General features: G+C 63.8%; 19 protein-coding genes. 15 read left to right on the top strand and 4 right to left on the bottom strand.

Features of this window, described 5'->3' with window-relative positions; translation table 11 throughout:
* Positions 1-3: 3 nt before the first annotated feature.
* The 3 genes from HWE01_RS17435 to HWE01_RS17425 all read right to left on the bottom strand — a co-directional run bounded on the left by HWE01_RS17435 (position 4) and on the right by HWE01_RS17425 (position 3,037).
* Positions 4-861 (bottom strand): ABC transporter permease, encoded by an 858-nt coding sequence (locus HWE01_RS17435; RefSeq protein WP_008325462.1) that lies wholly within the window; start codon positions 859-861, stop codon positions 4-6.
* Between the two features lie 21 nt (positions 862-882).
* Positions 883-1,890, bottom strand: coding sequence for an ABC transporter substrate-binding protein (locus HWE01_RS17430; protein ID WP_008325461.1), 1,008 nt, complete (start codon positions 1,888-1,890; stop codon positions 883-885).
* Between the two features lie 61 nt (positions 1,891-1,951).
* Positions 1,952-3,037, bottom strand: coding sequence for a LacI family DNA-binding transcriptional regulator (locus HWE01_RS17425; RefSeq protein WP_241822437.1), 1,086 nt, complete (start codon positions 3,035-3,037; stop codon positions 1,952-1,954).
* A gap of 523 nt (positions 3,038-3,560) precedes the next feature.
* On the opposite strand from HWE01_RS17425, the gene leuS reads away from it, so the two are divergent.
* The 15 genes from leuS (at position 3,561) to HWE01_RS17350 (ending at position 19,127) form a co-directional block, all read left to right on the top strand.
* A complete protein-coding gene (gene leuS / locus HWE01_RS17420; RefSeq protein WP_241822425.1) occupies positions 3,561-6,209 on the top strand; it encodes a leucine--tRNA ligase in 2,649 nt (882 codons plus the stop codon).
* Positions 6,210-6,237: 28 nt separating this feature from the next.
* On the top strand, positions 6,238-6,783 hold the full coding sequence (locus HWE01_RS17415) for an LPS-assembly lipoprotein LptE (protein WP_008325454.1): 546 nt from the start codon (positions 6,238-6,240) through the stop codon (positions 6,781-6,783).
* Between the two features lie 18 nt (positions 6,784-6,801).
* Positions 6,802-7,821, top strand: coding sequence for a DNA polymerase III subunit delta (gene holA, locus HWE01_RS17410; RefSeq protein WP_008325447.1), 1,020 nt, complete (start codon positions 6,802-6,804; stop codon positions 7,819-7,821).
* Positions 7,822-7,869: 48 nt separating this feature from the next.
* On the top strand, positions 7,870-9,138 hold the full coding sequence (locus HWE01_RS17405; RefSeq protein ID WP_241822424.1) for a glutamate-5-semialdehyde dehydrogenase: 1,269 nt from the start codon (positions 7,870-7,872) through the stop codon (positions 9,136-9,138).
* 27 nt (positions 9,139-9,165) lie between these two features.
* A complete protein-coding gene (locus tag HWE01_RS17400; protein ID WP_008325441.1) occupies positions 9,166-9,591 on the top strand; it encodes a CopD family protein in 426 nt (141 codons plus the stop codon).
* Between the two features lie 70 nt (positions 9,592-9,661).
* On the top strand, positions 9,662-10,267 hold the full coding sequence (locus HWE01_RS17395; RefSeq protein WP_241822423.1) for a 2-hydroxychromene-2-carboxylate isomerase: 606 nt from the start codon (positions 9,662-9,664) through the stop codon (positions 10,265-10,267).
* A 99-nt stretch (positions 10,268-10,366) separates the two neighbouring features.
* A complete protein-coding gene (locus HWE01_RS17390; RefSeq protein ID WP_241822422.1) occupies positions 10,367-11,623 on the top strand; it encodes a THUMP domain-containing class I SAM-dependent RNA methyltransferase in 1,257 nt (418 codons plus the stop codon).
* A gap of 175 nt (positions 11,624-11,798) precedes the next feature.
* Positions 11,799-12,212, top strand: a complete 414-nt coding sequence (locus HWE01_RS17385) for a DoxX family protein (protein ID WP_008325429.1) — start codon at positions 11,799-11,801, stop codon at positions 12,210-12,212.
* 159 nt (positions 12,213-12,371) lie between these two features.
* On the top strand, positions 12,372-13,229 hold the full coding sequence (locus HWE01_RS17380) for a dioxygenase family protein (RefSeq protein WP_241822421.1): 858 nt from the start codon (positions 12,372-12,374) through the stop codon (positions 13,227-13,229).
* A 51-nt stretch (positions 13,230-13,280) separates the two neighbouring features.
* Positions 13,281-14,192: a LysR family transcriptional regulator gene (locus tag HWE01_RS17375; protein ID WP_008325420.1), complete on the top strand. Its 912-nt coding sequence runs from the start codon at positions 13,281-13,283 to the stop codon at positions 14,190-14,192.
* A 332-nt stretch (positions 14,193-14,524) separates the two neighbouring features.
* Entirely contained in the window at positions 14,525-15,061 is a 537-nt protein-coding gene (locus tag HWE01_RS17370) for a 2,4'-dihydroxyacetophenone dioxygenase family protein (RefSeq protein WP_008325415.1), read from the top strand.
* A gap of 11 nt (positions 15,062-15,072) precedes the next feature.
* Positions 15,073-15,807: an SDR family NAD(P)-dependent oxidoreductase gene (locus tag HWE01_RS17365; protein ID WP_175344248.1), complete on the top strand. Its 735-nt coding sequence runs from the start codon at positions 15,073-15,075 to the stop codon at positions 15,805-15,807.
* A gap of 239 nt (positions 15,808-16,046) precedes the next feature.
* On the top strand, positions 16,047-17,336 hold the full coding sequence (locus tag HWE01_RS17360; protein ID WP_008325410.1) for an MFS transporter: 1,290 nt from the start codon (positions 16,047-16,049) through the stop codon (positions 17,334-17,336).
* Positions 17,337-17,431: 95 nt separating this feature from the next.
* The gene (locus HWE01_RS17355) at positions 17,432-18,157 is read left to right on the top strand and encodes an SDR family NAD(P)-dependent oxidoreductase (protein ID WP_241822420.1); all 726 of its coding nucleotides are present in this window, start codon (positions 17,432-17,434) and stop codon (positions 18,155-18,157) included.
* Between the two features lie 172 nt (positions 18,158-18,329).
* Positions 18,330-19,127 (top strand): IclR family transcriptional regulator, encoded by a 798-nt coding sequence (locus tag HWE01_RS17350; protein ID WP_241822419.1) that lies wholly within the window; start codon positions 18,330-18,332, stop codon positions 19,125-19,127.
* A gap of 45 nt (positions 19,128-19,172) precedes the next feature.
* Here the strand turns inward: HWE01_RS17350 and HWE01_RS17345 are convergent, their stop codons facing one another.
* Positions 19,173-20,792 (bottom strand): alkaline phosphatase D family protein, encoded by a 1,620-nt coding sequence (locus HWE01_RS17345; RefSeq protein ID WP_241822418.1) that lies wholly within the window; start codon positions 20,790-20,792, stop codon positions 19,173-19,175.
* Positions 20,793-20,931: the final 139 nt, after the last annotated feature.

Here is a 20,931-nt window from a genome sequence, read left to right as displayed (position 1 = left end):
TCCTTATGCCGCCGCCGCAACGCCGCTGCCGGTGAGCGAACGCGCCAGCGCCAGCACGGCCCAGGTGAACAGCCCCAGCACGATGGACAGCGAAGCGGCCGTGGCAAAGTTGGCGTAGCCGGTAAATTCGTTGTAGATGGTCATGGGCAGTACATCGATATTGGCCGCCAGCGTGAAGGCCGTCCCGAAGGCACCGACGCTGGTGGCAAAACAGATCGCACCCGACGAGATCAGCGCCGGCAGCAGTGCCGGCAGCACCACGTGCAGCAGCACCTGCCAGGGCCTGGCGCCCAGCGAGCGCGCCGCTTCTTCCAGCGACGGGTCGAGCTTTTCGGCGGCGGCCACCACGGTCAGGATCACACGAGGAATCGAGAAATACAGATACCCCAGAAACAGCCCCGCCAGCGAATACGCAAACACCAACGATTCACCGAAGAGCCAGTTGGTCAGTGAACCGATCAGACCCTGGCGCCCGGCCAGCATGATGACCATGAAGCCGACCACCACGCCGGGAAACGCCAGCGGGAAGGTCAGCATGGCCAGCAACAGCGACTGGCCGGGAAAGCGATTGCGTTGCAGGAACAAGCCCACGAACACCGAGATGGCCAGCGTGGCCGCCGTCACCACCGCCGACAACAACAGCGTGGAGACCAGGCTGGTGAAGTAATGACGGTTGGTCAGCACCGCCAGATAGGCCATCGCCCCCTCCGGTCCCGAGGCGCCCACGCCGACCAGCCGCACCATGGGCAGCAGCCAGAAGGCGCAGAAGATCGTCAACCCGGGCAGGGCGAACCACAGCCACACGCCGTTGCCTGCGGTCCGAGGGCGCGCACCGGAGACGGAGGGGATCATGCTTTTCATGCTTGCTCCTGCACTCTGCATTTAACGCACTTCGGCCAGATAACGCTCGCCGAACTTGCGCTGGGCTTCGGCCATCTTGCCGTAGTCCACCGACTTGGCACGGGCGTATTCAGCAGCCGGCAGGAAGCGCGCTTGAGCTTCCTTGGACATGGCCGAGGCACGCACCGGACGCAGGTAGGCATTGGCCCAGATGGCCTGGCCCTGGTCGGACAGCAGGAAGTCCAGCACCTTCTTGGCGTCGGCCTGGTGCGGTCCGTTCTTCACCAGCGAGACCACGTAGGGCACGGTGACGGTCCCTTCGGTGGGGATCACGAAGGCGACGTTGGCGTGGTCCTTGTACTTGGCACGATAGGCGTCGAAGTCATAGCCCAGCAGGATGGGGATCTCGCCCGAGATCAGACGCGCGTAGGAGGTCTGCTTGGGGACGATGGGCTGGTTCTTCTGCAGGTTCTTGAAGTAGGTGATGGCCGGCGAGAAATCGTCCAGCGTGCCGCCCATGGCCTGGTTGATGGCCACCGCGCCGACATAACCGACGAAGGCCGAGGCCGGATCGAGGTAGCCGATCAGGCCCTTGTATTCGGGCTTCTGCAGGTCGGCCCAGGACTTGGGCACGGGCTTGCCCTTCAAGGCATCGACGTTGACCATGATGCCCAGGGTGCCGGAGTGGATGGTGACCCAGTAACCGTCAGGATCCTTCAGTCCGTTGGGAATGTCATCCCAGTGCGCCGGCTTGTAGGCGGCCACCAGGTCCTTTTTCTTCGCTTCGATGCCGAAGGACACGCCCAGGTAGGTGAAATCAGCCACCGGGCTGGCTTTCTCGGCGGTCAGCTGGGCCAGGGCCTGGCCGCTGTTCTTGTTGTCGGGCGGCACGGTGATGCCGGTCTTGTCCTTGATGGCCTTGATCTGCGCGGCCCAGTCGGCCCACTCGGGCGGACAGTTGTAGCAGATCGCGGTCTGGGCCGATGCAGCCAGGGAAGCCGACAGCAACAGCGCGCCGGCAGCAGTTTGAATAACACGTTTCAGGAACATGTCAGATCCTTTCCTAGAGGTTGAACAACGAGGGGACAACGAATGAGCCATTGCGGATACATCACGACGAAAGCGGTGCAGGCGGCGCCACCGACCCGCCCGCGCGCAGGACGTGCGGGAGGATGTGGCGCACGGCGTCGGTGGCGGCAGTGCTGATGGCGGGACCCTCCCCGGCGGCAGCCACGGCCGCCGCAGGCACCGCACGCTCGATGGCCTCGACCAGGGTGCGCAGGGCGACATCGCCAATCTGCTCCGAAGGTTGAACCACGCTGGCCAGCACCGGCTCGATGAGGGCCCCCACGGGAATGCCGTCGAAACCCATCACCGAGATATCGCCCGGCACCTGCAAGCCCAGCGCGCGCAGGTCGCGCATGGCACTCAGGGCCAGCAGGTCGTTGGAACAGAACAGGGCCGTGGGACGGTGCAGCGGATCGGCCATCATCTGCTGATAGTCGGTGGCGGCCGTGAGCGTATGGCGCTCGACCTCGATGGCCGGCAGCGGCGTGAGACCTGCGGCCTGCATGGCATCGAGATAGCCGCTATGGCGCTGCATGGCGCGATCGGAGGCATTGAAGCGCCCCGAGAGCATCTGGATGCGGCGATGCCCCAGCGCGATCAGGTGGCTGACGGCATCGCAGGCAGCGACGCGGTTGTCTACCGAAACTGAAGCGCGGTGGCTGGCCGCACCGGTGGCGGCCAGTTGGTTGTAGGCCAGCACGAAGGGAATGCGTTCGCGTTCCAGCAGGTCCAGCGTGGCATTGGCGCCGGCATCGGCCACCGTCAGGATCACGCCATCGACGCGATGCCCGAGCAGCAGTTCGACTGCGGCCGATTCCTCTTCCGGCAGGTACTCGGTGGTGGTGAACATGACCGAATAGTCCAGCGCCCGCGCTGCCAGCTCGATACCTTGCAGGCACTGGGCGAAGACCGTGTTGGACAGGGTCGGCACCACCACCCCGACCGTGCGCGAATTGCCGGCGCGCAGGTTGCGCCCGGTGAAATTGGGACGAAAGCCCAGCTCGGCGATGCTGCGATGGATCTTCTCGGCGGTTTCCGCACTGACCGAGCCTGGCTTGTTGAGCAGGCGCGAGACGGTGGCAATGGAGACGCCAGCCAGATGGGCAACTTGTTTGATGGACGGACGCACGGGGGTTTCCGGGGCAAATGAAAACGATTTCATGATGCCGCCCGATTGTTACGCCCTCATGACCACCAACGCCTACGAGATGTGAACGAAAAATTCATAACTGCCTGGTCCGGGAGACTTTCAATTGAAGGACAAGCGACGCGGCCAAATTCTCCCCAACCCGAATAAAAAATTGCTTTTTCACAATTTTTCGAGAATTAACAAGAATACTTTCGAGAACACACCACTCGGCGGCTGTCGATGGTTTCATACGCCATGCCAGCTCCCATGCTGGCCAGCAACACCGACCCAGTCCGTCGCCCCCTCGTAGGCGGGAACCGTGTAGCTGCTATCCCTGTTGCCACACTGCTCAGGCACAGGGGTCTTGGCCCGCCTCTTTACCGAGGCGGGTTTTTTTTCGGGCAGGCGGGTCGACGGTCGGCCAAGGCGGGCCGGAATGCCGCGCCGGGGCGGCGAGCCGGTATAATGCAGGGTTTCGAATTGCAATCCCCTCCCAACCGAATTCCATCCGTATCAGCCCGTCATGCAAGATAAATACAGCCCAGCCGAAGTCGAACAGTCCGCACAGCAGCACTGGAACGCCATCGACGCCTACAAGACCGTCGAAAACGCCCGCGACAAGGAAGGTCGCGACAAGAAGAAGTTCTACGCCTGCTCGATGCTGCCCTATCCCTCCGGCAAGCTGCACATGGGCCACGTGCGCAACTACACCATCAATGATGTGATGTATCGCTACCTGCGCATGAACGGTTACAACGTCCTGATGCCCATGGGCTGGGATGCCTTCGGCATGCCCGCCGAAAACGCCGCCATGGCCAATGGCGTGCCGCCGGCGCAGTGGACTTATTCCAATATTGAATATATGAAGTCGCAGATGCAGTCCATGGGCCTGGCCATCGACTGGTCGCGCGAGATGACGGCCTGCCGTCCCGAGTACTACAAGTGGAACCAGTGGATGTTCCTGAAGATGCTGGAGAAGGGCATCATCTACAAGAAGACCGGGACCGTGAACTGGGATCCGATCGACCAGACCGTGCTGGCCAACGAACAGGTCATCGATGGCCGCGGCTGGCGCTCGGGTGCCGTGATCGAAAAGCGCGAGATCCCGATGTACTACGCCAAGATCACCGACTACGCCGACGAACTGCTGGAACACGTCGAAACCAAGCTGCCCGGCTGGCCCGAGCGCGTACGCCTGATGCAGGCCAACTGGATCGGCAAGTCCACCGGCGTGCGCTTTGCCTTCCCGCACCAGATCAAGGGCGCGGACGGCCAGCTCATCAACGACGGCAAGCTCTTCGTCTTCACCACCCGCGCCGACACCATCATGGGCGTGACCTTCTGCGCCGTCGCCCCGGAACACCCGCTGGCCACGCTCGCCGCAGAAAGCAATCCGGCCCTGCAAGCCTTCATCGCCGAGTGCAAGCAAGGCAGCGTCATCGAAGCCGACATGGCGACGATGGAAAAGAAGGGCATGCCCACGGGCCTGTACGTGACCCATCCGCTGACCGGTGAGCAGGTCGAAGTCTGGGTCGGCAACTATGTGCTCATCACCTACGGCGACGGCGCCGTGATGGGCGTGCCGGCGCATGACGAGCGCGACTTTGCCTTCGCCCGCAAGTACGATCTGCCGATCAAGCAGGTCATCGCCGTGGAAGGCAAGACCTACTCCACCGAGGCTTGGGAAGAGTGGTATGGCGACAAGGAAGCCGGCAAGACCATCGCTTCGGGCAAGTACGATGGCCTGGGCTATCAGGCCGCCGTCGATGCAGTGGCCGCCGATCTGGCCGCGCAGGGTCTGGGCGAGAAGAAGGTGACTTTCCGCCTGCGCGACTGGGGCATCTCGCGCCAGCGCTACTGGGGCACCCCCATCCCCATCATCCACTGCCCGGATTGCGGCGATGTCCCCGTGCCCGAGAAAGACCTGCCGGTGGTGCTGCCGGAAGACTGCGTGCCCGACGGCAGCGGCAATCCGCTCAACAAGCATGAGCAATTCCTCAAGGTCGACTGCCCCTGCTGCGGCAAGCCGGCCCGTCGCGAAACCGACACCATGGACACCTTCGTGGATTCGTCCTGGTACTACATGCGCTATACCTCGCCGGGCAGCAACGATGCGATGGTGGACTCCCGCAACGATTACTGGATGCCCATGGACCAGTACATCGGCGGCATCGAACACGCCGTGCTGCACCTGCTGTATGCGCGCTTCTGGACCAAGGTCATGCGCGACTTCGGCCTGGTCAAGTTCGATGAGCCCTTCACCAACCTGTTGACGCAAGGCATGGTCTTGAACGAGACCTACTATCGCGAAGACGCTGCTGGCAAGAAGACCTGGTACAACCCGGCCGACGTCGACCTGTCCTTCGACGACAAGGGCCGTCCGGTCTCGGCCGTGTTGAAGGAAGACGGCCAGCCGGTGATGATCGGCGGCACCGAGAAGATGTCCAAGTCCAAGAACAACGGCATCGACCCGCAAGCGCAGATCGACCAGTACGGTGCCGACACGGCCCGCCTGTTCACCATGTTTGCCTCGCCACCGGAACAGACCCTGGAATGGTCCGGTGCCGGCGTCGAAGGCGCCAACCGCTTCCTGCGCCGCGTGTGGGCCTTCGGCTACAACAACGCCGCGCGCATCACCGCTGCCGGTGCGGTCGATGCAGCCCAGCTCGATGATGGCCTGAAGACCCTGCGCCGCGAAGTGCACAAGGTCCTGCAGCAAGCCGACAACGACTTCAAGCGCATTCAGTACAACACTGTGGTTTCGGCCTGCATGAAGATGCTCAACACGCTCGAAGCGGCCAAGCCGGCTGCCGGCGCCGCGGGTGATGCGGTGATTGCCGAATGCTTCTCGATCTTCCTGCGCGTCTTGAATCCGGTGGCCCCGCACATCACCCATGTGCTGTGGCAGGAACTGGGCTATGCCAAGGCACAGGGCGACATCCTCGATGCGGCCTGGCCGCAGGTCGATGCGGCGGCGCTGGAGCAGAGCGAGCTGAAGCTGGTGGTGCAGGTCAACGGCAAGCTGCGCGGTGAAGTCACCGTCCCCAAGGATGCCGACAAGGCCGCCATCGAAGCGGCTGCGCTGGCCAATGAAGACGTCAAGAAATTCCTGACCGGCGCACCGAAGAAGGTGATCGTGGTGCCGGGCAAGCTGGTCAACATCGTTGCCTGATCCGGCCCAACCTCAACGACGGAACTCCATGCACGCTCAAGTCCAAATCAAGCGTTTCTCGCAATGGCTGCTGCTGGTGGCCGCGGCCGTGATGCTCACGGCCTGCGGTTTCCATCTGCGCGGCGCCGCCGACCTGCCCTTCAAGACCATCTACCTGGGCTTCACGCCCAACTCGGTGGTCGGGGTGGAACTCAAGCGCAACATCGAGGCCAGCGGTGCCAGGGTGGTGAGCGAACCCAAGGAGGCTGAAGCCAACCTGAAGGTGCTGACCGATACCCGCGACCGCCAGGTACTGACCTTGAACACCGATGGCCGCGTGCGTGAATACGCGCTGTTCCAGCGCTTCACCTTCTCGGTCACCGATGCCAAGGGCGTGCTCGTGATCCCTCCCACGGCCATCACCCTGCGTCGCGTCATCACCTATGACGAGAACCAGGAACTGGCCAAGCAGGCCGAAGAAGCCCTGCTCTACCGCGACATGCAGTCCGACCTGGTGCAGCAGATCCTGCGACGCCTGTCGGCCTCCAAGACGGCCATCCGCAACGAGAAGGCTGCGGCCGGTGCGGATTCCTGACCGGCGCACGGGATCACCATGCAGCTGCGCCACGACTCCCTGGACGCCCATCTCGGCAAATCGCTGGCCTCACTCTATGTGATCGCCAGTGACGAGCACCTGCTGGCCCTGGAAGCGGCTGACAAGATCCGCCGCAGCGCCCGCGCCAACGGTTATACCGAGCGCGAGGTGCTGGTGGTGGAGCGCAGCTTCAAGTGGGGCGAACTGCTGGCGGCGAACCAGTCGCAATCGCTGTTCGGCGACAAGAAGCTCATCGAGCTGCGCATCCCCACCGGCAAGCCCGGCAAGGATGGCGGCCAGGCGCTGCAGGATTACGCGGCCAATCTGTCGCCCGACAATCTCACCATCATCAGCCTGCCCAAGCTGGACTGGGCCACGCAGAAGGCGGCCTGGGTCGGCGCGCTGCAACAGGCGGCGGTCTACATCGACATCCCGCTGGTGGAACGCGCCCAGTTGCCGGGCTGGATCGGCAACCGGCTGGCCGCCCAGCAGCAGAGCGCAGACCGGGCCTGCCTGGACTTCATCGCCGACCGCGTGGAAGGCAACCTGCTGGCCGCACACCAGGAGATCCAGAAGCTGGCCCTGCTGCATCCGCCCGGCCAGCTCGGTTTCGACCAGGTGCAGGATGCGGTGCTCAACGTGGCACGTTACGATGTCTTCAAGCTCAACGAAGCCATGCTCTCCGGCGACATTGCGCGCCTGACGCGCATGATGGAGGGCCTCAAGGGCGAAGGCGAGGCCCTGCCGCTGGTGCTGTGGGCCGTCACCGAAGAAATCCGCACCCTGCTCAAGCTCAAGTCCGGCATGGCCCAGGGCAAGCCGGTGGGGGCACTGTTGAAGGAATACCGCATCTGGGGCCCGCGCGAACGCCTGATGGAACCGGCCCTGCGCCGCATCAGCCTGGGCGCGCTGGAACAGGCCCTGCAGGAAGCCGCCCTGGTGGACCGGATGGTCAAGGGCCTGCGCGCCCGCAGCTTTGCCGGCGACCCGTGGGACGCCTTGCTGCAGCTGGGACTGAAACTGGCACGCGGACACTGACATCACCCGCATTGAACCCGACGCGCAGCGCGCCCCGGAGAAAACCCTATGGAAAACATCGATCTCTACATGAACCGCATCGGCCAGCAGGCCCGTGCCGCCTCGCGCGCCATGGCGCGCGCCGATACCGCCGCCAAGAACCAGGCGCTGCTGCTGATCGCCGCCGCCATCCGTCGCGAGGCTGACGCCCTGCGCGCGGCCAATGCGCTGGACCTCGACGCAGCGCGCGCCAATGGCCTGGCCGAGGCCATGCTGGACCGCCTGACCTTGTCGGACAAGGCCATCGCCACCATGGCCGAGGGTCTGGAGCAGATTGCGTCCCTGCCCGACCCCATCGGTGAGATCAGCAACATGAAGTACCGCCCCACCGGCATCCAGGTCGGCCAGATGCGCGTACCGCTGGGCGTGATCGGCATCATCTACGAAGCCCGTCCCAACGTCACCGTGGATGCTGCCGGCCTGTGCATCAAGAGCGGCAACGCCACCATCCTGCGCGGCGGTTCCGAAGCCATCCATTGCAACCAGGCGCTGGCCAGGCTGGTCAAGGAAGGCCTGGCCGGTGCCGGTCTGCCGGAAGAAGCGGTGCAGGTGGTGGAGACTACCGACCGCGCCGCCGTGGGCGCGCTCATCACCATGCAGGAGTACGTGGACGTGATCGTCCCGCGTGGTGGCAAGGGCTTGATCGAGCGCCTGATGAAGGAAGCCAAGGTACCGATGATCAAGCACCTCGACGGCATCTGCCACGTCTACATCGACGACCGCGCCGACAGCCGCAAGGCGCTGGATGTGGCCTTCAATGCCAAGTGCCATCGCTACGGCACCTGCAACACCATGGAAACCCTGCTGGTCGCGCGCAACATTGCCGCCGCCATCCTCCCGCCGCTGTCCGAGTTGTATCGCGTCAAGGAAGTGGAACTGCGCTGCGATACCGAAGCTGCCGAGATCCTGGCCGGGTATCCGCTGCTCAAGGCGGCCACCGAAGAGGATTGGGACACCGAATACCTGGCGCCCATCCTGGCCGTGAAGGTGGTGGCCGACATGGATGAGGCCATTGAGCACATCAACCGTCACTCTTCGCAGCACACCGACAGCATCGTCACCGAGGACTACACGCGCGCCATGCGTTTCCTGCGCGAGGTGGATTCGGCCTCAGTCATGGTCAATGCCTCGACCCGCTTTGCCGATGGCTTCGAATACGGCCTGGGGGCGGAGATTGGCATCTCCAACGACAAACTGCATGCACGCGGCCCGGTCGGACTGGAAGGACTGACCTCGCTGAAATACGTGGTGCTGGGCCAGGGACAGGTACGCCAGTAATCTCTTACGCCAACCACAAGGACCGCCATGCTCTGGATCAAAGCCCTGCACATCGTCTTCATCGCTTCCTGGTTCGCCGGCCTGTTCTACCTGCCGCGCATCTTCGTGAACCTGGCCCAGGAAACCGACCTGGTCGCGCGCGAACGCCTGCTGGGCATGGCGCGCCGCCTGTACCGCTTCACCGGCATGATCTCGCTGGTGGCACTGGTGCTGGGCGTGTGGCTGCTGGCCATCACCTGGTCATTCTGGAAAGGGCCGGGCAATGGCTGGCTGCATGCCAAGCTGTTCCTGGTGGTGCTGGTCATCGGCTACCAGCACGCCTGCGGCTCGCTGCTCAAGAAATTCGAACACGGCAAGAACGTGCGCAGCCACGTCTGGTATCGCTGGTTCAACGAAGTGCCGGTGCTGCTGATGCTGGCCATCGTGATCCTGGTCGTGGTCAAGCCATTCTGATCCAAGCAATCGTTCTGCATTTTTCTGTCGTCATCCGCGTCATTCCACACCCATCCTTCCGGAGCCGGTCATGAGCAAAGTCTGTGAGTACTTCTTCGCGCCGCATTCGCCCTTCGCCTATCTGGGCCACGATCGTTTCGTCGCCCTGGCGGAAAAATACCAGGTGCAAATCCTTCCCAAACCCTTCGATCTGTCCAGGATCTTCGGTGTCTCCGGCGGCCTGCCGCTGGCCAAGCGCGCACCGCAGCGCCAGGCCTATCGTTTGAAGGAACTGGCACGCTGGAGCGAATTCCTCGGCAAGCCCATGATCCTGCAACCGACCTATTTCCCGGTCAACAGCGACAATGCCTCGCGCCTGATCATCGCCACCCAGCTGGCACACGGTACCGCGGCCGCGCTGCGCATGACCGGTGCCATCATGCGCGCGGTGTGGGAAGAGCAAAAGAACATCGCCGATCAAGACACCCTGGTGGCCATCGCCAATACCCTGGAACACGACGGCGCCGCCCTGCTGAAGTCGGCTGAAACGGCCAGCGTGCAAGCCGAGTTCGACCGCTTCACCGATGAAGCCAATGCCGCCAGCGTCTTCGGCGCACCGTGGTACCTCTACCAGGGTGAAGGCTACTGGGGCCAGGACCGCCTCGACTTCGTCGAGCGCGCCTTCGCGAAGGGCTGAGCGAGCAGCGTACAATGACGCCGGAGTGCGCTACAAGCAGCGCACTCCGGCTTTTTCCATTTTTGATACTTTGTTTTCCAACGGACAAAAGGTACTCCCATGCAATCCCCCGACACCCATTACTCTTATTTCTGCCCCTGCCCGCGCGGCCTGGAAGCGGCCCTGGCCGAGGAACTCAACGAGATCGCCCAGCACGCCGGCCCCGCCGCCAACCTCAAGGTGCACAACCAGGTGCCCGGTGGCGTGCATTGCTCCGGCACGCTGCTGGCGGCCTACCAGATGAACCTGCACTCGCGCATCGCCAGCCGTGTGCTGCTGCGCATGGGCCATGGTTCCTACAAGAACGAGAATGACATCTACGACCTCACCCTCGCACAAGCCTGGGAAGACTGGTTCAAGGTCTCGCACACCATCCGCGTGGACCTGACCGCCGTGAAATCGCCGCTGCGCAGCCTGGAGTTCAGCACCCTCAAGATCAAGGATGCGATCTGCGATCGCTTCCTCGACCAGTTCAAGCTGCGCCCCTCGGTCAACACCCGCACGCCTGACATGCGCATCGCCGGTTTCGTCGATGCCCACAATTTCACGGTCTATCTCGACACCTCCGGCGAGGCGCTCTTCAAGCGCGGCTGGCGCGAAGAAACCGGTGACGCGCCACTGCGCGAAAACCTGGCGGCGGGCCTCTTGCGCACCGCAGGCTGGAAGCCGGGCGTGCCACTCTTCGATCCCATGTGCGGTTCCGGCACCATCCTGGCCGAGGCCGCGCAGATCATCGCCGGCGTGCCGCCGGGCGCACGCCGCCGCTTCGCCTTCGAGAAGTTCAGCAACTTCGATGCCGATGCCTGGTTCGCCATCAAGGGCGATTTCAAACCCCATCCGATTCCGACCACGCCCACGCTCTTCGGCAGCGACATCTCCGGCGACATGGTGGAACTGACGCGCAAGAACCTGGTGCGCGCCGGCGTGCACTTCGAGGTACCGCTGAAGCAGATCGAAGCACAGGAAATCAAGCCGCCGGTCGATACCGAGGGCAAGCCGCTGGTCGGCATCATCCTCTCCAATCCGCCTTACGGTGAGCGTATCGGCGTGCGCGGCGACCGCGCCTTGCCGACCGAGGAATTGTTCGCGCAGTTCTTCAGCGCCTTCTCCACTACCTTGAAGCAACGCTTTGCCGGCTGGAGCGTCTTCCTGTTCTCGGCCGACCTGGGCCTGCCCAAGCTGATGCGCCTGAAGGAAGCCCGCAAGACGCCGTTCTTCAACGGCGCCTTGGAATGCCGCCTGTTCCGCTTCGACATGGTGGCCGGCTACAACCGCCGCGAGGAAGCCAAGCCGGTCCCGCGCGACGGCGAAGACTGATCCTCTCCGGCGCGGATGGATTGTCAACTTCTTCAAGACGATCCATCCCGCCGCAGCCGGTTTATCCGGCTCGCATTCTTCCCTACAGTGTGGACGTGGCCGCTGCCGATTGCGCAGGCAGAAAAAGGCGCAAGGCCGGCCATCCTTCATCCACTCCACACTTTCCGGGATCATCATGACCACCGTTACCGTCAACACCCGTGCCGACTACGCCGCCTTCCTGCTGCGCGTCACCATGGGCATTTTCTTCCTGGTCCACGCCGGCCTGAAACTCTTCGTCTTCACTCCGGCTGGCACGGCCGGCTTTTTTGCCTCGCTGGGCGTGCCGGGCTGGTTCGCCTATCCGGTGATGGCACTGGAAGTCATCGGCGGCATCGCGCTGGTGCTGGGCTACTATGGCCGCTGGCTGGCCCTGCCGCTGGCAGCAGACCTGCTGGGCGCAATCGTGCTGGTGCATGGCAAGGCCGGCTTCTTCTTTACCAACCCCAAGGGCGGCTGGGAATACCTGGCACTCTGGATCGTCGGCCTGATCGCCGTGTTCCTGCTGGGTGACGGGGCCTTTGCCCTGAAGCGCGAAACGCAGCGCTGATGCGCCATCGATGGCAACATGGGCAGCACGCATCGATCAACGCCGGGCCTGTGCCCGGCTTGGTTCATCAATGCAACTAAGCAACCAGGCATCACGGCAGCAAAAAGCCAAATGCTATAAATGTTTTATATCCTTTACCGGGATTCCAAGGAAATCATCATGACCACCGTGTCCACCACAGGCCGCACCACCGATAGCCTCCCTCTGCCCTCGCTGTTCGTCTCGCACGGCTCGCCCATGCTGGCCGTCGAACCGGGTCGCACGGGACCGCTGCTGGCCAGTATCGGTGCGACGCTGCCACGTCCGCGCGGCATCGTGATGGTGTCGCCGCACTGGGAGACCTTTACCCCGCGCGTGGGCAACCAGAGCAAGCCGCGCGTGATCCATGATTTCGGCGGTTTCCCGCAGGCGCTCTATGAACTGGATTACCCGGCCCCAGGCGCACCGGCCCTGGCCGAGCACGTGGCGCAACGCCTGCGCGAGGGCGGACTGCCAGCCAATACCGATGGCGGCTGGGGGCTCGATCACGGGGCCTGGGTGCCGCTGCGCTACCTCTATCCGCAAGCCGATGTGCCGGTGATCCAGCTGTCGCTGCAATCCCAGCAACCGCCCGAGTATCACTACCAGGTTGGTCGCCTGCTGGCGCCGCTGGCCAGCGAAGGCATCCTGCTGATCGGCTCGGGCAGCTTCACGCACAACCTGCGCGAACTGCGTCGTACAGAGGCCGATGGCGGCGACGCGCCGCATACGGTGGAATTCCTGCACTGGTTCCTCGAACGCATGCAGGCCGGTGATCTGCAGGCTCTGTTTGGCTACCGGACTACGGCCCCGCATGCGGTGCGCAGCCATCCCACCGACGAACATCTGCTGAGCCTGTTCTTCGCCATGGGCGCGGCCGATGACTGGACACGACTGGTTCACCTGGACAGCGGTTCCACGTATCATAGCCTGCGCATGGACGCCTTCGCCTTCGGCACCGGCTCCCGCCTGCTGGCACAACTACCGGCCGCTGCCTGAGCCCCGTCTTCCCGATGGCGCCAGCGCGGCGCCATTACGGGGAAAGACGATTTGAACAAACTGCGCGAAATCGAATGCTTCATCGCCGTGGCCGAGCTCGGCAGCTTCGTCAAGGCCGCCGATGCACTGGGCATCTCCAAGGCGGCGGTTTCGCGCACGGTACTGGAACTGGAGGCACGCCTCGGGTCACGCCTGATGCAGCGAACCACGCGCCGGCTTTCGCTCACCGAGGCAGGCAGTCTCTACCTGGAGCGCTGCAAGCAGATCGTGACCGCCCTGGAAGAAGCCGATGACCTGCTCTCGGCAGGCAGCGCCAAGCCCGTCGGGCTGTTGCGCATCAATGCCCCGGTCACCTTCGGCATCCTGCACCTGGCACCGCTATGGCCGATGTTCCTGGACCGGCATCCGGAAGTGGAGCTGGACATTACCTTGTCGGACCGCATCGTCGACATCATCGACGAGGGCTATGATCTGGCGATCCGCATCGCCAGGCTGGCCGATTCCACGCTGATCCATCGCAAGCTAACCAGCACCAGCCTGCCCATCTGCGCCTCACCCGCCTACCTGGAGAAACACGGCACGCCGCATCATCCGCACGAGCTGGCACAGCACCAGATCATCAGCTACAGCTACAACCAGGGCAAGGACGAATGGCAGTTCAGCGGCCCGGAAGGTCCGGTGAGCGTGCGTATCCATGCCCGCATGCACGTCAACAATGGGGACAGCTGCGTGCAGGCGGCCCTGGGCGGCATCGGCATCACACGCCAGCCAACCTTCATGATCGACCAGTACCTGCGCAGCGGGCAGCTGGTTCCCCTGCTCCCCGACTACACCGTGCCGGACCTGGGCATCTATGCGGTCTACCCCAGCCGCGCCCACCTGCCGGCCAAGGTGCGCGCGATGCTGGACTTTCTTTCCGAAGCGTTCTCCCAGGTGCACTGGTCCGCACCGGACGCCCACTGATCGGCGGATCGCCCGATACCGCACTGGTAGCACAGCGGGCATTCTCGCGGTGCGACCGCCTTCTCCCGCAGGCTGGCTTGAACGGCAGCCACGCATAATTTTCACGCATCCTCACCAAAGCTTGCCGGCTCGCCTTGTGCCGTGTGCGCTCGGCTTCGCACGCTTGCCGAAACACCGGAAAACCGACGCCAAGCTCGCTTTCGTGCCGCCCCAACCTGCCCTGACCCGCCATTGACACATCGTCTTCTATAGCCGACATTGACCATATAGCGAACGCATTGTCCATATAGCGGACAGAACGCAAATTCAGCAGAACAACGACAGGAGACCCCATGACGACCCTTGACACCCCCATGCCCGCCGATCTGAAGATGAAGCCCTACCAGCTCCCCAACCCGAAGGAAGCGCCGCTGGAGATCGTGGTCAATCCGGCCGTGCCGGAGGACGAACGCATCTGGGTGCCGCAGGCGGAGAACGTGTGGTTCCGTCCGCTGTGCCTCAATGTCTCGCAGGGCTACTGGACCAACCTGCTGCGCGTGCGCAAGTCCGGCGTGCTCTCGCGCCACCGTCATCCGGCACCGGTGCATGGCATGGTGCTCAAAGGCCGCTGGCGCTATCTGGAACACGAATGGATCGCCGAACAGGGCAGCTATGTCTTCGAGCCGCCTGGCGAGACCCACACCCTCTACGTGCCTGAAGACGTGGAAGAGATGATCACCTACTTCCACATCACCGGCGTGATGTTCTATTGCGACCCCTGGGGCAAGTTCGAAGGCTATGAGGACGTCTTCACCAAGCTCGACATGTGCCGCAAGCACTATGAAGCGGTTGGACTGGGTAGCGACTACGTCAATCGCTTCGTACGCTGAGGATGCACGAAATGACTTATTCCCGCGCCTCCCATGACTTTGGCGACTGCGTGGCCGTAGTCACCGGCGGCCACGGCGGCATCGGCGCGGCCATCGGCGCACGTCTGGCCGCAGGGGGCGCGCAGGTCGTCGTCTGGGACCAGCAGCACGACGCTGCCTCGCCCTATCGGCAAGAAATCCTCGACATCACCGATGCCGCTGCGGTCATGCAGGCCGCACAGCGACTGCTGGCCGACACCGGGCGCATCGATTTCCTCATCAACAACGCCGGTTACGCCGGCCCTACCGTGCCGCTGGACGAGTACGACGTTACCCAATGGCATCGCATCGTGCAGGTCAACCTGCTGGGCGTCTTCCATGCCTGCCGCAGTGTGACGCCGGCCATGCGCGCAGCCGGGCGCGGACGCATCGTCAACATCGCCTCGCTGGCCGGCAAGGAAGGCACGCCAAATGCCTCGGCCTACAGCGCCGCCAAGGCAGGCGTCCTGGCGCTGACCAAGTCCTTGGGCAAGGAGCTGGCCGAGACCGGCGTGCTGGTCAACGCCATTGCACCGGCCGCCGTGAAGACCGCACTGCTGGAGCAGATGTCGCCGGAGCATGTGCAGACCATGATCGCCAAGAGCCCCATGCGTCGCCTGGGCACGGTCGATGAGGTCGCCGACATGTGCGCATGGCTGTGCTCCGGGTCCTGCAGCTTCAACACCGGCGCCGTGTTCGATCTCTCGGGCGGGCGCGCGACCTACTGAGCGGCTTGCCGCTCGGCCACACGAATCATCCGGGCAAGCAAGGATCGCATGCCGGGGCAGGCAGAAGCAGCCCAGGCAGCGCCGGAAGAGCAACACGCGGGGACGGACTCCACAACGTCCTCAGGATCGCATCCTTGCAAGAAGCTTCGGCCATGTCATCGACAGCGAGCTGCGCGACAGACGTAGCCGGTACGAAGCACGCCAATGGCAGCACATCATTCACACTGGAGACGTAACCCATGGAAGTCCAAAAGGAAAAGAGCCCCCGGCTCAAACGCATACAGGTAGTCGCACTGAGCTTCCTGATGCTGGCAGGCATCGTCAACTACCTCGACCGCAGCACGCTGTCCATCGCCAATCACTCGGTGAGCCAGGAACTCAACCTGTCGGCCTCGCAGATGGGCCTGTTGCTGTCGGCCTTCTCGCTGGCCTATGCCTTCTCGCAATTGCCCATCGGCGCCATGCTCGACAAGTTCGGCGCACGCGTGATGCTGGGGGCGGGCATGTTCGTGTGGTCGGTGGCACAGCTGGCGGGCGGCTTCGTGAGCAGCCTGCAGCAGTTCCTGGTGGCGCGGGTGTTCCTCGGCCTGGGTGAGGCACCGCAATTCCCGGCCGGTGCCAAGGTGGTCTCGGAATGGTTTGCCATGCGCGAGCGCGGCGGGCCGACCGGCATTTTCGTGGCCTCCTCCACCATCGGTCCGGCGCTGGCGCCGCCCATCCTCACGATCCTGATGCTCTCCTTCGGCTGGCGCATGATGTTCGTCATCATGGGCGTGATGGGTATCGCGGTGTCGGTGGGCTGGTACCTGTTTTACCGCAATCGCAACGAAGTCCAGCTCACGCCCTCCGAGGTGCTGTACCTGGCCGACGACCATGACAACGAGCCCAACGCCAATGCCAAACTGAGCTGGTCAGAATGGAAGAGCCTCTTCACCTATCGCACTACCTGGGGCATGCTGTTCGGCTTCATGGGCGTGATCTACATGGTGTGGCTGTACCTCACCTGGCTGCCCGCCTACCTGGAACATGAACGCCATCTCTCCATCGCGCGCACCGGCTGGGTGGTGGTGATTCCCTACATCTTCGGCACGCTCGGCATGCTCTCATCGGGCTACATTGCCGATGGCCTGATGAAGCGCGGCATGCCTGCCATCCGCAGCCGCAAGTGGCCGATCTGCGCGGGCTTGATCGGCGCCGGCGCCTTCACCATTCCGGCCGCCTATACACCCAGCACCACCATGGCCATCGTCTACATCTCGCTGGCCATGGCCTTCGTGAACATGGCTTCCGGTGGCGCCTGGGCGCTGGTGTCGGTAGCCATTCCGCGCCGCCTGGTGGCTTCGCTGGGCAGCATGCAGAACTTCGGCGGCTATCTCGGCGGCTCGCTGGCACCGGTCATCACGGGCGTGGTGGTGGACCAGACCCACTCCTTCGTCAATGCCCTCCTGATCAGTGCCGCCGTGGCCTTCGCCGCCGCACTGGTCTACATGTTCGTGGTGGACAAGCCGATCGAGGCACACGCCGCCTGAGGCAAAACTTCACTCGTCAGTAGCCTGACCCGATGCCGCCGCCCTTGGGTAGCGGCATCCAGCCAGTCTCCTGCCACTCACAAGAAGGAACCTTCATGAGCTTCATTCCCGACCTGCTCCGGGGCAAGACCGCCCTTGTCACCGGCGGCACCCAAGGCATAGGCGCGGCCGTCGCACGCCAGCTCGCCGCACTGGGTGCACGCGTCATTGCTGCCGGCCTGCCGCCCTTGGCGCATGAGCCATTCGAGGGCAGCGGCATCACCCTGGCGGAGATGAACGTGGCCAGCGAAGACAGCGTGCGCGCGGTGCTCGCCGGCCTCACGCAACTCGATATCGTGGTCAACTGCGCCGGCATCATCAAGCGCGGGGAAGAGCTGGAGACCGAGGTCTTCGAGCAGGTCATCGCGGTCAACCTCACCGGCACCATGCGCGTCTGTGCTGCCAGCCGCGAACTGCTCAAGCAGTCCGGGGGCTGCATCGTCAATACTGCCTCCATGCTCAGCTTCTTCGGCGGCGGACTGGTGCCGGGCTACAGCGCCAGCAAGGGCGGCGTGGCGCAGCTGACCAAGTCGCTGGCCATTGCCTATGCGGCCGACGGCATCCGCGTCAATGCAGTGGCGCCGGGCTGGATCGCCACCCCGCTCACCCAGGCCCTGCAGGACGATCCCGTACGCGCCGGGCCAATCCTGGCGCGCACACCGCTGGGGCGCTGGGGCAAGCCGGAAGACATCGGCCAGGTGGTTGCTTTCCTGTGTTCACCCGCGGCCTCCTTCATGACCGGCGCCATCGTGCCGGTCGATGGCGGCTATCTGGTGGCCTGACACCACCGCAACGCTTTCACGTGCAATGCCATTTGCCCGCGCCGGCTCCAGACGGCGCGGGATTTTTTGCAAACGGGCTCGGCTATAATCTGGCCCGAATCCGGCAACCCATTCCGTACCAGCATGTGGTCCGTCTCCTGGTCCGATCCCCGTACCGTTTCCTGCACCGCTCATGCCCGACCAAGACCAACAACCCGACGACGCCAACAAGATTGCAGGCACGGCCGCCTTCTCCAAGTTCATGGCGGTACTGCAGCTGATCGCCGACCAGGAAGCGCCGCTCTCCATCGCGCAGCTGGCTGCGCTGTCGGGCTATCCGCGCCCCACGGTCTATCGCATCCTCGGCGCGCTCATGGCCGAGGGCATGGTGGTGGAGAACCCGCGCAGCAAGCAATATGAAGTCGGGCCGCGCCTGATCCATCTGGCCAGCCGCGCCTGGGACCGCAGCGACATCCGCACCACGGCCATCGAGCCGTTGCGCCAGCTGCGCGACATCACGCGCGAGACCGTGCACCTGGCCGTGCCCAGCGACCACAGCATGGTCTACATCGAGAAACTGGAAAGCCCGCAAGCCGTGCGCATGGATTCGCGCATCGGTACGCGCGTGACCTTGTATTCGAGTTCAGTGGGCAAAGCCTACCTGGCCGCACTGGAACAAGCGCAGCGCGAACGCCTGATGCGCGCGCTGCATCTGCAAGCCTTCACGGCCAACACGCACACCACGCTGGAGGCCCTGCGTGCCGATGTCGAAGAGACCCGCACGCGCGGCTATGCCGAAGATCGCGAAGAGAACGAAGCCCAGATTTTTTGTTACGGTGCCGCCATCGTCGGTGCCGATGGCGTGCCGGTGGCGTGCGTGAGCGTGAGCATTCCGCTCTATCGCCGCCTGCCCGATGCGCAGCAGGCGTATGTGACACCATTGCTGCAAGCCTGCGCGAACATCTCGCGCAAGCTTGCCGGACCGGGCTGAGTCCGGTCCGTTTCTGGCCTCACTCCCTGCACTGCCCGCAGGCGATCAGGCCTCGGGCGGCAATTCCACCTTGTAGATTTCCTTGCCGTCGGTGTTGTGCAGGGTGACTGTCAGGGTCTTGCTCCTCGCATCGATCTTGCCGATCCCGAAGAACTGCAACAGTTCAACCGGTGAGCGGTTCTGCTTCATGTCAGCCGGGACGCTGACGAAGCGCACGTCCGGACCGAAGGTGCGATCGATCTCGCCTGGTCCGAAGGTACCCGCATTGATCGGGCCGCCGACGAATTCCCAGAACGGTTTGAAGTCGGTGAACTGGGCGCGCTCCGGTGCGTAGTGCGTGGCCGAGGCGTAATGTACATCCGCTGTCACCCATACCACGTTCTTGATGTCATGCTGCTTGATGAAGCGCAGCAGTTCGGCCACCTCCAGCTCGCGTCCGGAGGGCTTGCCATGGTCGGCATTGGCCCAGGCCTCGAAAGTCCCCTTGGGGACATCGGCATTCAGATCGGGGACCACGATGGAGAGCGGCATGTCGCTGGCGATGAGCTTCCAGGTCGAGCGCGAACGCAGCAGCGCCTGCTTGATCCAGCGCATCTGCCCGGGACCGAGGAAGTCAGCGTCATGGCCGCCCTTCTGGCGGTTGGGAGTATTGCGACCGCGATAGCTGCGCTCGTCCAGCATGAACACCTCCAGCAGCGGACCGTGGTTGAAGGCGCGATAGATGCGGAAGGGATCGGCGCTGTCGATGCGGAAGGGATTGTGTTCGAACATGGCCTGGCGCGCGCGGGCCGCCAGCACGTCGATGTTGCGTTCGTCGTAGCGCTTTTCGGCCGCACCGATCACCTGGCCGGGATACCAGTTGTTGCGCACCTCGTGGTCATCCCACTGCACCAGGAAGGGCACCTCGGCGGCGAAGCGGCGCTTGTTGGCGTCCAGCATGTTGTAGGCAAAGTTGCCGCGATAGTCGTCCAGCGTCTGCGCGACCCTGGACTTGGCTTCGGTCACCACGTTGCGCCACAGCGTTCCGTCCTCCAGCTTCACTTCGGCCTGGATGGGGCCATCGGCATAGATCTGGTCGCCCGAGTGGATGAAGAAATCCGGGCGGAAACGGCGCATGCTTTCATAAACGCGATAACCGCCCCACTGCTCATTGATGCCCCAGCCCTGCCCGGCTTCATCGCCCGAGAAGGCGAAGGTGATGTCGCGCGCCTGGCCCTGTGCAGAGGCAGGCAGCATGAGGCTGCCGGTCAGCGTTTCGCTCAGGGCCGATTCATGCTGCAGGTCCTGGAAGCGCACGCGATAGTAGACGCGCTCTCCGGCCGGCAGGCCACGCAGGTCCACGCGCGCGGTGTAGTCCTCGCGTGCCAGCGCGGTAGGGCCGACGATGCGCACGGGATTGCTGAAGTTCTCGCGGGTGGAATACTCGACCAGCAGGCGCGCATTGCGATCGGTACGCGCCCAGAGCATGGCACTGTCACGCGTGACATCGCCGCTCATGACGCCGCCGGGCAATTGCGGGCGCAGGCGTTCGGAGGTGATGATGGCCGGTGCGGCGGAAAAGGCGGCCGGGGCGCTCAAGGTGGTGGCGGCGGCCACCGTGGTCAGTGCGCTGTCGCGCAGGAAGCGGCGACGGCTGTGGTCGGCTGGCGGGTATTGGTCTGGCATGGCGGCTCCTGTGAGGGTGAGGGATACACGGGGGGAGCTGCAATCTAGCAATCCAATATGACCGTCCAATGAAACCATGATGACCAATCCTGACCGCAGCTGAAATGCAGTCAGTCGCTCGAAAATATACGCCCCCTCC

The sequence above is a fragment of the Herbaspirillum sp. C7C8 genome (assembly GCF_022627875.1).
In the GTDB taxonomy this organism is placed as follows: domain Bacteria; phylum Pseudomonadota; class Gammaproteobacteria; order Burkholderiales; family Burkholderiaceae_D; genus Herbaspirillum.
Note: the sequence above shows the minus strand (reverse complement) of the source record. Positions and strands in the feature narration are given on the sequence as shown.

Excerpts from the sequence above, each read along its gene's own strand:
- HWE01_RS17395 (WP_241822423.1), top strand. The coding sequence starts at position 9,662 with ATGAGCAAAGTCTGTGAGTACTTCTTCGCGCCGCATTCGCCCTTCGCC.
- HWE01_RS17400 (WP_008325441.1), top strand. The coding sequence starts at position 9,166 with ATGCTCTGGATCAAAGCCCTGCACATCGTCTTCATCGCTTCCTGGTTC.
- HWE01_RS17355 (WP_241822420.1), top strand. The coding sequence starts at position 17,432 with ATGAGCTTCATTCCCGACCTGCTCCGGGGCAAGACCGCCCTTGTCACC.
- HWE01_RS17405 (WP_241822424.1), top strand. The coding sequence starts at position 7,870 with ATGGAAAACATCGATCTCTACATGAACCGCATCGGCCAGCAGGCCCGT.
- HWE01_RS17435 (WP_008325462.1), bottom strand. The coding sequence starts at position 861 with ATGAAAAGCATGATCCCCTCCGTCTCCGGTGCGCGCCCTCGGACCGCA.
- HWE01_RS17380 (WP_241822421.1), top strand. The coding sequence starts at position 12,372 with ATGACCACCGTGTCCACCACAGGCCGCACCACCGATAGCCTCCCTCTG.
- HWE01_RS17415 (WP_008325454.1), top strand. The coding sequence starts at position 6,238 with ATGCACGCTCAAGTCCAAATCAAGCGTTTCTCGCAATGGCTGCTGCTG.
- HWE01_RS17365 (WP_175344248.1), top strand. The coding sequence starts at position 15,073 with ATGACTTATTCCCGCGCCTCCCATGACTTTGGCGACTGCGTGGCCGTA.
- HWE01_RS17385 (WP_008325429.1), top strand. The coding sequence starts at position 11,799 with ATGACCACCGTTACCGTCAACACCCGTGCCGACTACGCCGCCTTCCTG.
- HWE01_RS17390 (WP_241822422.1), top strand. The coding sequence starts at position 10,367 with ATGCAATCCCCCGACACCCATTACTCTTATTTCTGCCCCTGCCCGCGC.
- leuS (WP_241822425.1), top strand. The coding sequence starts at position 3,561 with ATGCAAGATAAATACAGCCCAGCCGAAGTCGAACAGTCCGCACAGCAG.
- HWE01_RS17430 (WP_008325461.1), bottom strand. The coding sequence starts at position 1,890 with ATGTTCCTGAAACGTGTTATTCAAACTGCTGCCGGCGCGCTGTTGCTG.
- HWE01_RS17345 (WP_241822418.1), bottom strand. The coding sequence starts at position 20,792 with ATGCCAGACCAATACCCGCCAGCCGACCACAGCCGTCGCCGCTTCCTG.
- HWE01_RS17370 (WP_008325415.1), top strand. The coding sequence starts at position 14,525 with ATGACGACCCTTGACACCCCCATGCCCGCCGATCTGAAGATGAAGCCC.
- HWE01_RS17350 (WP_241822419.1), top strand. The coding sequence starts at position 18,330 with ATGCCCGACCAAGACCAACAACCCGACGACGCCAACAAGATTGCAGGC.
- HWE01_RS17360 (WP_008325410.1), top strand. The coding sequence starts at position 16,047 with ATGGAAGTCCAAAAGGAAAAGAGCCCCCGGCTCAAACGCATACAGGTA.
- holA (WP_008325447.1), top strand. The coding sequence starts at position 6,802 with ATGCAGCTGCGCCACGACTCCCTGGACGCCCATCTCGGCAAATCGCTG.